At 68.3% G+C, this 11908-nt stretch carries 11 protein-coding genes; 4 read left to right on the forward strand and 7 right to left on the reverse strand.

The window, feature by feature from the left end; translation table 11 throughout:
• Positions 1-230, reverse strand: a 230-nt coding sequence (locus tag ACZ5IK_RS22280) for a hypothetical protein (protein WP_465489390.1), incomplete at its 3' end; no start/stop codon positions are given.
• 121 nt (positions 231-351) lie between these two features.
• Here ACZ5IK_RS22280 and ACZ5IK_RS22285 point away from each other — a divergent pair.
• The 3 genes from ACZ5IK_RS22285 to ACZ5IK_RS22295 all read left to right on the forward strand — a co-directional run bounded on the left by ACZ5IK_RS22285 (position 352) and on the right by ACZ5IK_RS22295 (position 4956).
• The gene (locus tag ACZ5IK_RS22285; RefSeq protein WP_465489391.1) at positions 352-2394 is read left to right on the forward strand and encodes an acyltransferase family protein; all 2043 of its coding nucleotides are present in this window, start codon (positions 352-354) and stop codon (positions 2392-2394) included.
• Positions 2395-2512: 118 nt separating this feature from the next.
• Positions 2513-3268, forward strand: a complete 756-nt coding sequence (locus tag ACZ5IK_RS22290) for a carbon-nitrogen hydrolase family protein (protein ID WP_465489392.1) — start codon at positions 2513-2515, stop codon at positions 3266-3268.
• Positions 3265-4956: a flavin monoamine oxidase family protein gene (locus tag ACZ5IK_RS22295; RefSeq protein WP_465489393.1), complete on the forward strand. Its 1692-nt coding sequence runs from the start codon at positions 3265-3267 to the stop codon at positions 4954-4956. Before ACZ5IK_RS22290 ends, ACZ5IK_RS22295 begins: the two co-directional genes overlap by 4 nt.
• Here ACZ5IK_RS22295 and ACZ5IK_RS22300 read toward each other — a convergent pair.
• From ACZ5IK_RS22300 to ACZ5IK_RS22315, 4 genes are all read right to left on the reverse strand, one after another.
• Positions 4920-5432 carry a VanZ family protein gene (locus ACZ5IK_RS22300; RefSeq protein WP_465489394.1) on the reverse strand — a complete coding sequence of 171 codons (513 nt, stop codon included), beginning with the start codon at positions 5430-5432 and terminating at the stop codon, positions 4920-4922. The two genes, ACZ5IK_RS22295 and ACZ5IK_RS22300, sit on opposite strands and share 37 nt — an antisense overlap.
• A 28-nt stretch (positions 5433-5460) precedes the next feature.
• A complete protein-coding gene (locus ACZ5IK_RS22305) occupies positions 5461-6006 on the reverse strand; it encodes an isochorismatase family protein (protein WP_465489395.1) in 546 nt (181 codons plus the stop codon).
• A 2-nt stretch (positions 6007-6008) separates the two neighbouring features.
• Entirely contained in the window at positions 6009-7001 is a 993-nt protein-coding gene (locus ACZ5IK_RS22310) for a TolB family protein (RefSeq protein ID WP_465489396.1), read from the reverse strand.
• 66 nt (positions 7002-7067) lie between these two features.
• Positions 7068-7931 carry an alkaline phosphatase family protein gene (locus ACZ5IK_RS22315; RefSeq protein WP_465489397.1) on the reverse strand — a complete coding sequence of 288 codons (864 nt, stop codon included), beginning with the start codon at positions 7929-7931 and terminating at the stop codon, positions 7068-7070.
• A gap of 343 nt (positions 7932-8274) precedes the next feature.
• On the opposite strand from ACZ5IK_RS22315, the gene ACZ5IK_RS22320 reads away from it, so the two are divergent.
• Positions 8275-8913 carry a MerR family transcriptional regulator gene (locus ACZ5IK_RS22320; RefSeq protein ID WP_465489398.1) on the forward strand — a complete coding sequence of 213 codons (639 nt, stop codon included), beginning with the start codon at positions 8275-8277 and terminating at the stop codon, positions 8911-8913.
• Here ACZ5IK_RS22320 and ACZ5IK_RS22325 read toward each other — a convergent pair.
• Complete coding sequence (locus tag ACZ5IK_RS22325; RefSeq protein ID WP_465489399.1) at positions 8870-9679, reverse strand: serine hydrolase; 810 nt, start codon at positions 9677-9679, stop codon at positions 8870-8872. The two genes, ACZ5IK_RS22320 and ACZ5IK_RS22325, sit on opposite strands and share 44 nt — an antisense overlap.
• Positions 9680-9850: 171 nt before the next feature.
• Complete coding sequence (locus tag ACZ5IK_RS22330) at positions 9851-11398, reverse strand: purple acid phosphatase family protein (protein ID WP_465489400.1); 1548 nt, start codon at positions 11396-11398, stop codon at positions 9851-9853.
• Positions 11399-11908: the final 510 nt, after the last annotated feature.

Consider the following 11908-nt stretch of genomic DNA (forward strand, 5'->3'; position numbering starts at 1 on the left):
GCTGGGTGCCGGGTGTTTGGGGAAAAAATCCCTCTTTCGCGCTTTTTGATGTCCCGAAAGTGGCTTTCGCGACACCCCGGGCGGCTGGTGCGACCCACACAGTTTGAACCTTCAACCCCGGCCAGGAACAGCGTCACCCAGAACAACAGTGTCCCGAAAGCCATGTTCCCAACCTTCACCGTTGCGAACGAGGCCTTCACAACAACCGACACCGCAAACGGCACGAGCACGCCCCGTTTGCCCCTTCCCCTCAATAACCGTCCTTACCACTCACGAGGTGCCACAGCTCGCTCACAGCTTTCTGCCGTAGGGTCCCCGCCCGTCGGCGGCCCTGATCATGGTGGTGGTTGTGTGCGGGAGAGTGCGGCGGAGCGGCGGTTCCGCCCGGAGATCCAGGGATTGCGGGCGCTCGCGTGCGTGCTGGTGGTCGTCTACCACGTGTGGCTCGGCCGGATCTCCGGCGGCGTCGACGCCTTCTTCCTGATCTCCGGGTTCCTCGTCACCGGCCAGCTCTACCGCGCGGCGGCGCGCGGGAAGATCGAGTACCGGCCGATGTGGGGCCGGATGATCAAGCGGCTGTTCCCGGCCGCGCTCACCGTGTTGCTGCTGATCGTCGTGGCGAGCGCGGTGCTGTTGCCGCAGAACCGCTGGTTCCAGACGATCAAGGAGGTCGTCGCTTCCGCGCTGTATCTGGAGAACTGGCAGCTGGCGGCGGATTCCACCGACTACTTCGCGCAGCACAACTCGGCCAGCGTCGTCCAGCATTTCTGGTCGCTGTCGATCCAGGGCCAGTTCTACGTGGTCTGGCCGCTGCTGGTCGGCCTGGTCCTGCTGATCGCCAGACGGGCGCGGCGCAACGTCCTGCCGCTGCTGCTCGCCGCCCTCGGCACGGTGTTCGCGGCCTCGCTGGCCTACTCGGTGTGGCTCACCGCGGCCGATCAGCCCTTGGCGTACTTCGATTCGCTGACCCGGGCCTGGGAGTTCGCGCTCGGCGGCCTGCTCGCGCTCGGGCTCGACAGGGTTTCGGTACGCCGGTCCGCGCGGGTCGTGTTCGGCTGGGCCGGGGTCGCCGGACTCGTCTCCTGCGGGCTGGTGCTCCAGGTCGGGACGGTCTTCCCCGGATATCTCGCGCTGTGGCCGACGCTTTCGGCGGCGCTGGTGATCCTCGCGGGCGACACCGCGTTCAAGGGCGGCGCGGACCGCTTCCTCAGCAGCCGCCCGCTGAAGTATCTCGGCGATCTGAGTTACGCGCTCTACCTCTGGCACTGGCCGGTCCTGGTCTTCTATCTCGTTTCCCGCGACCAGGCGGAAGTCGGGCTCCGCGGTGGCGCGGTGATCATCGCGCTGGCGTTCGTCCTCGCCGTGCTGACCCATCATCTGGTCGAGCGGCCGCTGCGGGCGTCCGCGATCGGGGTCCGCACCCGCTGGGGCGCGTACCGGTTCGGCGTCGCGACGCTCGCGGCGGTCCTCGCCGCGACGGGGGCTTGGCAGTGGGTCAGCGTGCGGCAGGCGGAGAACTATTCGATCGCGGTCGACGATCCGGACCATCCCGGCGCGCTCGCGCACACCGACGGTTTCACCTACTGGGGCGCCGCCGACGCCGCGCTCGTCCCGTCTTTCGTCGCCGTTTCCGAAGACTGGGCGGGCATCGACCCGGCCCGCTGCGGATCGTCCCCGCGCAACACCGACCTCGAGGTCTGCACGTCGCAGACGTCGGGGCATCCCACCCGCCGGATCGTGGTCACCGGCGACTCGCACGCCGGGCAGTTCCTCGGCGCGCTGCTGCCGATCGCCGAACAGCGGAACTGGGAGGTGACCTCGATCCTCCGCGGCGGCTGCCCGTTCTCCACCGACTCGGACGCGGTGCCCGGCGACCAGTCCTGCATGGACTGGAACACCGCCGTGGCCGACGAGATCCTCACGACCCGGCCCGACGTGGTGATGACGATCGGCACCAGGGACGTGAGAGTCGGTGTCGAGGAACGGGTTCCCGGCGGCTACATCGCCCAGTGGCGCAAGATCGACGAGGAGGGCATTCCGGTGCTGGCGGTGCGGGACAACCCGCGCTTCTCCCAGTCGCCGTCGGCCTGCGTCGAGACCCGCGGCGCGGAGGCGTCCGAGTGCGCCACACCGCGCTACGACCTTTACGCGGCGGAGCCGCCCTACGAGTCACTGACGGACCTGCCGCCGAACGTACGGTTCCTCGACTTCAGCGACTACTTCTGCACCGCCGAGGTCTGCCCGCCGGTGATCGGCAACGTGCTCGTCTACCTCGACGACAACCACGTCAGCGGCACCTACATGTCGACGATGTCGGCCATCGCGGAGAAGGCGATCACCGAGGCGCTGGGCTGGGCCGACGACCGAACGGAGGAACCCGCGCCGGGCGGGTGATCAAGACAACAAATCGCCGCAGGATTGCACCAATCCGTACCGTATCGATGGTCGAGTAAGATTCTGCGCAACGATTCGGCCTTATCCGCGCAGCGAAACGGCGGATATCGTCGGCGGTGTGAAGATCGCCGTCCACCAGGGCCCCTACGCCGAACTGCCCTCCGCCGTCGCGGCGTCGGGCGCCGACCTCGTGGTCGCCGCCGAAATGATCACCACCGGCTACCACATCGGCGCCCGTTCCCACGAGCTCGCCGAACCCGCCGACGGGCCGACAGCGGCCCGCATGTCCGCGCTAGCCAGGGAAACCGGTGCCGCGCTGGCCTACGGCTATCCCGAAGCCGACGGCGGTCACGTCCACAACAGCGTGCAGCTGATCGGCCCGGACGGGCACCGTCTGGCGAACTACCGCAAGACGCATCTGTTCGGCGACATCGACCGCTCCTGGTTCGAGCCGGGCGCCGAGGCGGTCGTGCAGGCGGATCTCGGCGGTCTCCGGATCGGCCTGCTGATCTGCTACGACGTCGAATTCCCCGAACTGGTGCGGGCGCACGCGCTGGCGGGGACCGACCTGCTCGTGGTGCCGACCGCGCTGATGAGCCCGTACGAACTGGTCGCCGACACGCTGGTGCCCGCCCGCGCCTACGAAAGCCAGCTGTTCGTCGCCTACGCGAACCGCTGTGACACCGAACAGGAACTGACCTACTGCGGCCGCTCCCGTGTCGTCGCCCCGACCGGCGAGGTCCTCGCCACGGCGGGCGCCGGTCCGGAACTGATCGGCGCCGAAGTCACCCGTGACGCGCTCGTCGCGTCGCGACTGGAGAACACCCACCTGGCCGACCGACGGCCCGATCTGTACCGAGGACTTTCCGCATGACCTCCGCCCTCCCGACCGCGATCCACCACGACGAGCCGGCGGGCCGTCCGATCACCATGTTCGGCCCGGACTTCCCGTTCGCCTATGACGATTTCCTCGCGCACCCCGCCGGACTCGGCTCGCTCCCGGCCGAACGGCACGGCACCGAGGTGGCGGTGATCGGCGGCGGCCTTTCCGGCATCGTCACCGCGTACGAACTGATGAAGCTCGGCCTGCGCCCGGTGGTCTACGAGATCGCCGAGATCGGCGGCCGCCTGCGCACGGTGAACTTCCCGGGCTGCCCGGACGACGTCGTCGCGGAGATGGGCGCGATGCGCTTCCCGCCCGCGTCCACCGCGCTGTTCCACTACATCGACAAGGTCGGCCTGGAAACGACGCCGTTCCCGAACCCGCTGGCGCCGGGAACTCCGAGCACCGTCGTCGACCTCAAGGGGGAGAGCCACTACGCGCGCACTCCGGACGAACTACCCGCGGTCTTCGGCAAGGTCGCGGCGGCCTGGGACAGCACGCTGGCCGAGCAGGCCGCGTTCGCCGAGATGCAGACCGCGATCCGCGAGCGCGACACGAAGACGATCAAGCGGCTGTGGAACGAACTCGTGCCGCGCCTGGACGACCAGACGTTCTACGGCTTCCTCTGCCAGTCACCCGCGTTCGCCTCGTTCCGCGACCGCGAGATCTTCGGGCAGGTCGGCTTCGGCACCGGCGGCTGGGACACCGACTTCCCCAACTCCATCCTGGAGATCCTGCGGGTGGTCTACACCGGCGCCGACGACGAGCACCGCAGCATCGCCGGCGGGAGCAGGCAGCTTCCGTTGCGGCTGTGGGAACACGCGCCCGAGGACCTCGCGTTCTGGCCCGCGGGAACGAGTCTGAGCTCGCTGCACGGCGGCGGTCCGAACCCCGGCGTCGCCCGGCTGCACCGCACGGCGCCGAACAACATCACGGTGACCGACACCGAAGGCCGCATCCGCACCTATCCGGCGGCGGTGTTCACCGCGCAGAGCTGGATGCTGCTGTCGAAGATCGAATGCGACGAGGCGCTGTTCCCGATCGACCACTGGACGGCGATCGAGCGCACGCACTACATGGAGTCCTCGAAGGTCTTCGTCCCGGTGGACCGGCCCTTCTGGCTGGACAAGGACCCGGAGACCGGCCGCGACACGATGAGCATGACGCTCACCGACCGCATGCCGCGCGGCACCTACCTGCTCGGTGACGACCCGGACGCACCCGCGGTGATCTGCCTGTCCTACACCTGGGCCGACGACTCGCTGAAGTGGCTGCCGCTCTCGGTGTCCGAACGGGTCGAGGTGATGCTGCAATCGCTGCGGGAGATCTACCCGGGCGTCGACGTCCGGCGGCACATCATCGGCGACCCGGTGACCGTGTCGTGGGAGGCCGAACCGCATTTCATGGGCGCGTTCAAGGCCAACCTGCCCGGGCACTACCGCTACCAGCACCGGCTGTTCACGCATTTCATGCAGGACCGGCTGGAAGAGCGTCATCGCGGCCTTTTCCTGGCGGGCGACGACGTTTCGTGGACGGCGGGCTGGGCGGAAGGCGCGGTCCAGACGGCCCTCAACGCGGTGTGGGGCGTCCTGCACCACTTCGGCGGCGAGACCGACCCGGCGAACCCGGGGCCGGGCGACGTCTACGACGACATCGCGCCCGTCGAACTGCCGGACTGAGCGCGGCGCTTCACCAGCCACGCCGTACCGAGCGCGAGGAGCACACCGAGGACCGCGCCGAGGGTGTTCATCAGCCAGTCGTTGGTGTCGCAGGCACGGCCGATCGCGGGCACGAGTGCCTGCACGGCCTCGACCACCGCGGACAGCGCCGAGCCCGCCGCGAGCGTTGTCAGCGGCCGCCGGGACGCCAGCGCGGCGAAGTACACCGGAGGCAGGAACAGCGCGACGTTGGCCAGGAGTTCCACCGCGCCGAGCGTGGGCAGGGAGAACTGGACCGTGCACCCGGTCTCGTCGAGCGTCCGGCCGGCGGGCACCAGCGTCAGCGCGAAGACCGGCACCAGCGACACCCCGGTGAGGGCCCACAGGATCCGGCGCTTGCCCGCCAGCAGGTGACCGAGGACGGCGCAGACGAGCGCGACCAGCAGGATCGCCACCGGCACGAGGGCGGAGTGGTCGAGGAGGAAGTTCGTGATCATGGCGAGCCGATCCTACGAGCACGCCCGCTCAGGCGGTGAACGCGACCTCCGCCGCGGGCACCACGCGCAGCCGCCCGCCGGGGTGGATCGCCGTGGCCAGGATCAGGTTGTGCCGGGCGATGACCTGCTCGGCGGTCAGGCCCGCCACGGGGTCGCCGTCGGCGGACGGCGCGTGGCCGTCGCCGACCAGCACGACGTCGAGACCGTGGCTCTGCGCGGACCGTGCGGTCGCGTCGACGCAGTAGTCGGTGGCCAGCCCGGTCAGCACCACGGTGTCGACGCCCCGTTCGACGAGCAGCCCCGACAGCCCGGTGCGGTAGAAGGAATCCGTCGCCGTTTTGTCGACCACGACGTCGACCGGTTCGAGGCCGAGCAACGGGCTGAGCCGGGTGCCCGGTGAGCCGGGGTCGAAGTCCGTGCCGGAGGCGCCGATCTGCCGCAGAGCGATCACGGGAACGCCGTGGGCGCGGGCTTCGCGTGCCAGCGCGGCGATCCGGGACGCCAGTTCCTCGCCGCGCCAGACCAGGGGAACGAGCATTTCCTGCATGTCGACGATCAGCAGCGCGGCTCTCATGGTCACGAGCCTAGGGCAGCGGGCGACTCGGCCTCCGGGATGAGCAGGCGCGGCGCACCCGTGCCGTCGGCGGGTACCGCCCAGACGTCGGAATGTCCTTGCGTGCGGGGGAGGGCGTAACCGACGGTGCGGTCGTCGAGCCAGGCGGGCTGGTCGTCGACGCTCCGGGTCTCGGCCAGCGGCGTCACGGTGCCGCTCGCGAGGTCGAGCACCGAGACCCGCCAGCCCTTGGCGGGATCGCCGTCGATGGCGGACTTGTAGGCGATCCTGGTCTCGTCGGGGGAGAGGGACGGGCATTCGACGTTGTCCCGCACCGTTCTGGCCGTGCGGGCCTTGGCGTCGCCTTCGACGAGGTAGCGGTGGGAGCCGGTGGACATGGTGGCGTAGAACCGGTCCGGCCTGCTGGTGAAGGTGACGCCCCAGAAATTGACGTCGGCCGCCTTGTACGGTTTGCCGTCGACGGTAACGGCGAAGTCCTCGAGCGTCCCCTCGACGTCGCCGGTGGTGAGATCGAGGGTGCCGGCGCGGGTGGAGAACCGGCCGCCGTTGTAGGAATCGCCGGTGACGAAGACCGTCCACGCGAGACGGCGCCCGTCGGCCGAGACGCGGGCTCGGTTGGGCAGCCCGACCAGCGGGATCTCCTGCGTGACCGCGAGACGGCCGTCGAGGACGGCCAGTTGATAGGTGGTCAGCCCGGTCTCCGGGCGCAGGCAGATCCCGGTACCGCCCGCCGCGTAGACCCGGCTGCAGCTGACGTCCGAGACCGCCCGCGCGCCACCCGGATCGGCCGCGGCGACGCTGGACACGTGCCCGCGGTCGGCGTCGGCGGTGCTGCGGAACAGCAACCGAGGCCCGTCGAGGGTGACGGCTCCGCTCGTGCCCGCCGACGCGGTGTGCTGGTTGCGCGCTCCCGCCACCCCGACGTAGATCACGGCGGCCGCGGCCAGCGTGAGTACTCCGGTGACGGCGATCAGGACGCGGGTGCGGGTGTTCACGGTCTGGCCTTCCTTTCTCCGCCCGCGGGCGCGTCCACAGTGGACGCGCCCGCAGGGTTCACCCGGTTACTGCCACACACTCGTGATCGGCGGCTTGTTCGCCGCGTTGGCGATGCCCGGCAGTCCGAACGCCGCCTCCATCGTGCGGAGGATCGAGTAGTGGTTGATGGATTCGCTGTAGCTGCCCGGCTTCACGTGGGCGCCGACGAAGGTGGTGAAGATCTGGTTCACCGACGTGCCGCTGTCCTCGTCGAAATTGACGATCAGGAGGCTGTTGTGCGTCTTCGCCCATTGGGCATAGGCGTCGAGGTTCTTCTTCAGCCATTTGTCGCCGGTGTCGACCGGGCAGTCGTGCATGTCGCTGCAGAGATCCGGGGTCACGAACGCGATGTGCGGGAGCTTCGTGAAGTCGGTCGGGAACGACGAGAACCGCTTGTTCGCCGACGCCGGGACGTTGCCGAAGCTGACCCAGCTGTTGTGCTTGCGGGCGTATTTGTCCTTCGTGCAGCCCGTGTAACCGTCGGACGGCATGCTTTCCGCGTACCCGGCGAAGGTCTTGCCGATGCCGAACAGCTGGGAGGCGATGTTCTCCTTGTTCCCCAGATCCTGGCATTTGTTGCTGTCGACACCGTGGGTCGAGCCCGCGAACTGGGCGATGTAGTTCGGCTGGCTGGGGTGCGTGGTCCCGTACGCCTTGGTGAACTTGGCGCCCTGCGAGGCGAGCTTGTTGAAGTACGGGGCCTTGGAACTTCCGTTGATCTCCTTGTAGTCCTTGTTCTCGAACATCACGAGGACGATGTGGTCGAACGCGGGCACTTTCGCGGCCGCGGGCTGTATCGCGACGGCTTGGGTGTCCTCATGGGACACCACGAGCGCCGTGGCCAGCCCGGTCGCGGCCACGGCGGCGACCGCGATCCGTTTCCAGAACATGAAACCTCCTGGGAAAGGTTGAAACTTTGACGACCAACCATCGGGTTCAGCGGCGCTCCGCGGGCGGTGACAGAGTCAGACATCGGATGTCTTAGCTGCATTTAAACGGCAGCGAAGTCTTCGGCCTACCAAGATCGCCTGACTGGAGTAATCGGCTGGTGGTGAACGACCCAAAACCGGCATTTCCTGGCACGAAACCGTGTAAACCTCCCGCTCGGCCTTGCGCAGGAGGACGGGATCCGATGGACTTATCGCCACTCGTTGATTCAGCCGGTTGACAGTGGCGACGCCATTTCACCGGCTTCGTGGTGTACTCATCCGACCATTGGTTAAGGTGGTCGGCGTGAAGCCCTTTTCGCCGAGACCGGCCGGATACACGATCGAAGAACTTTCCGCGATCGTCGGCATGTCGGCGCGCAATATCCGGGCGCATCAGACGCGGGGTTTGCTGCCCCCGCCGGTCCGGCACGGCCGGTCCGCCTCCTACGGGCCGGTTCATCTGCGGCGCCTGCGGCGCATCACGATGCTGCAGAAACAGGGCTTCAACCTGGTGTCCATCGCCGCGATGCTCGGAACGACCACAGTGGACGGCGACGCCGGACGGCTGGACGCGGCGATGGCCGATCTCACCCGTGACCAGCCCGCCGTCGCCCGCTGCCTGGAACGGCACGGCGTGCTCGGCCTGGACGAAGAGGGTGGGCCCGCCGTCGTGCGCCCGTCCGTTTCGCGCGCGGTGGCGGACCTCGCCGTGGCCGGTGTCCCGCCTGTCGCGGCCTTGCGCCTCCTTGGGCAGTTCATGGACCGGGTCGCCCCGCTGGCCGGCGAGCAACTGGCCGCGCTGAAAGCTCAGACCGGGGGCGTCTCGGCCGCCTCCCGGGCCTGTTTCGCCGAGCTTCTTGTAAGCGCTTTCAGGGCGACGGTCGAGAACGCGGCCGAGGTCACTTTTCCAGACGGCGAGCCACGGACACGGCCGCCGAGGTAGCCTTCGCGGTCGCCGTCCCGAGGTCGGTGCCTTCGGCGAAACTGGACAGGATGACGACGATGTAGCGGTCGCCCTCACCGACGAGCCCGGTCGTGTGCGCGTCCACGGCGCCCCGTCCGGACGCCCAGCCCTGCTTCACGGCCCACGGCCGGTCTTGGAAGCCGGTCGGGATGCCGAAGTGCTGGTCGAATCCGTCGGCGGCTTTCCGGGTGGCCTCTCGCAGCGGCTTGAGGATCACGTTCCGCTTGGCCTTCGGCAGTTCGAGGATGTGCCGGTACACCAGGGCGATGTCGTCCGCGGTGGACAGTGTGTCGCCCCAGCGGCCCGGGTCGGCGGGCGCGGAGGTGTTCTTCAGCCCGGCCGCGGCCACCGTCCTGGTCACGATCGCGGGCCCGCCGTTCCTGGTCCAGAGGGTGTTGGCGACGGCGTCGTCGCTTTTCGCCAGCATCCGGTACAGCAGGGCTTGGTCGGCCTTGCCCGGCTTGTGGGCGAGGACGTCCAGTGCGATGAACAACTTCACCACCGAAGCCGTGCGGAACCTCTCCGCTCCTTGGTCGTCGATCACCTGCTCGTCCGACGTGCGGTCGAAGACCACGGTGGCGGTCCGCTCTTCCCGCGACGGCCGGCTTTCCGCGTTGGCCTGGAAGATGACGTAACCGAGGATTCCGGTGACGACCAGGAAAGCGGTCAAGACCGTCACGCGAAGGCGGAGCCGCCGGTTCGCGCCCGGAACGGCGATCGGCCTGGTTCGTTCGTCGTCGAACATGACGTCGATGTTCAGAGCGGATCATCGTTGTCCCGTCTCGTTCTTGTCATGAACGTGTAACAGCGGCCGACGGCACGGAAACCGTTCCGGCGCTTCGGAAACCGGGCCGGACCTGGTGTCGGAGATACCGGCCGATCGGCCGATGTGGACCGGCTTTCCGGTCGATGCGGATCAGGAACGCTGCACGATGATCTGATCGACCAGGGTGCCGTCGGCGCTGATCGCGCGAACGTCCATTTTGGGGGGTGTGGTGCCCGTGCCCGCGATGACGTCGACCGCGACCAGGCTGTAACCGCGGAACCGGACACGGGACCAGGTGACCTTCTTGGTGCGGTCCTGGCCGTCCTTCTCCGAGTACTTCATCGGGACGGGGGCGTCGTTGGGGGTCTCATGGCCGAGGTAGGTGTCGGGGGCCGGGAACTCGGAGACGCTGCCGCCACCGCCGCCCGCGGTGATGTAGGTGGTCCCGTCCTTGACCGGGTTCGTGGTCCCGCGCGACGGCACCTTCTTGACGGACTTGCCGGCACGGATCGGATCGGTGCGCTCGTAGATATGGTTGTGCCCGTTGAGCACGAGGTCCACTTGGTACTTGTCGAACAGTGGTCCCCAGTCCTTCTGCGCGCCGAGTTCGGCGCCGTTGGAATGGCAGGTGGAGTAGGTGCACTGGTGGCAGTAGACGACGATGAAGTCGATCGTGGGGTCGGCGCGGAAGGCGGCCAGCGTCTTGCCGAGCCACTTGAGCTGCTTTCCCTTGGTGTAGTCCAGGTTCGACGGGCTGTTGTAGCAGACGTCGTTGCCGTCCAGGCTGACCAGGCCGACGTTCTGGTAGCGCCACGAGTAGATGCAGGTGGACCCGTCCCAGGCGTTGTCCGGCATGGTGAAACGCGCGCGGACGCCGCCGTAGCCGTCCGCGGAGTACCAGCCCTCCATCTCGTGGTTGCCGAGCGCCATCATCCACGGGATCCCCGCCGTGACGGGTTCGTTCTGCACGAAGAAGGAGTCCCACAGGCGCGCGTCGTACTGGTCTTCCTCGGGGTGCCCGCCCTCGCCCTCGAGGGCGTAGCTCAGGTCGCCCATGGCGAGGTGGAAGGCGGGGTCGAGGCCCGCGATGAGGCTGCTGGTCGCGACGGCGTTGTAGCCGACGCCCTGGTCGCCGAACGCGGTGAACGAGAACGTCCCGTCGCCGCCCGGTGCCGGGGCGGTGCGGAAACTCGCCATCTCGCCGAGCCTGGCGGCGGGGTCGTAGCCCTCGTGGCCGACGACGTAGTAGTACGTGGTGTTGGGCAGGAGACGGTCGATCCGGGCGTGGAGGTAGTACTGGGTGATCGCCTTCGGGCTGTTCGGCGGCACTTCCTCGACCGGATGCTGCCAGGACATCTGGCTGGTCAGCGCCCGGACTTCGGCCGGGATGGGCGGGCTGAAGTCGCCGGGGACCGTGCCGATCCGAACGAACGGCGCGGTGACCGCCGCGGGCACCTGCCAGGACACCACGACCTGCTGGGACGGGTCGGTCCCGTAGGCGATGTGCCGTCCGAACGGCCGCAGCGCCGAGCCCGCGACCTTGTCGGCGTTGAGCAGCACGGTCGGGCCCGGTGAGGCCATGGCGGTGCCGGGTTGCAGCACGCCGCCGATGGTGAGCGCCGCGCCGCTCATCGCGCCCACCCGGAACAGGGTCCGCCGCGAGTACCGGTTGACGAAGTTGTCGTGCTTCTCGGCCAAGCTGAGCCGACGATAGGCTTGAGACCTGCTGTTTCGGGGAGTCTCAGACATGAAATCGAAGTTAAGAAGGCTTCTTAACTAAGTCAAGAGGTGAGGGCGGGCTGCATGGAACCGTGCAAGTGGGGGCGGGTTTATGGGTGGTTGGGGCGGTTCTGACCGTTGTCGGCGCCGCTGTTAGGTACCTAACGGCTGTGGCCCGCAAGTCGGTCGGGGGCCGTGACGGTCTCCTCGCGACATCTGGGGTGGCCAGCCGCGCCCAACGCTCGAGTCACCGGCCGCAAGTAGTCCTCTAGTTGCGGCCGGTCGTGAACGAGCGGGAAGGTGTCCGATGTCCTGAAGGCCACCTTTGAGACGTTGAGCGTCCTGAAGGTGGCCTTCAGGACGCGGGCCTGGGGGGGGGGGGGGGGGGGGGGGGGGAAAAACCCACCCCCCCACCAAAAAAAAACCAACCCCCCCCCGCCCCCCCTTTTTTGGGGGGGAGCTGGGGGGAGAAGTCCCCAACATCCGGTA

It is taken from the genome of Amycolatopsis sp. NPDC031561 (genome assembly GCF_055580625.1).

Coding starts and splice junctions, on each gene's coding strand:
- ACZ5IK_RS22295 (WP_465489393.1), top strand. CDS start 3,265: ATGACCTCCGCCCTCCCGACCGCGATCCACCACGACGAGCCGGCGGGC.
- ACZ5IK_RS22300 (WP_465489394.1), bottom strand. CDS start 5,432: ATGATCACGAACTTCCTCCTCGACCACTCCGCCCTCGTGCCGGTGGCG.
- ACZ5IK_RS22305 (WP_465489395.1), bottom strand. CDS start 6,006: ATGAGAGCCGCGCTGCTGATCGTCGACATGCAGGAAATGCTCGTTCCC.
- ACZ5IK_RS22315 (WP_465489397.1), bottom strand. CDS start 7,931: ATGTTCTGGAAACGGATCGCGGTCGCCGCCGTGGCCGCGACCGGGCTG.
- ACZ5IK_RS22325 (WP_465489399.1), bottom strand. CDS start 9,679: ATGTTCGACGACGAACGAACCAGGCCGATCGCCGTTCCGGGCGCGAAC.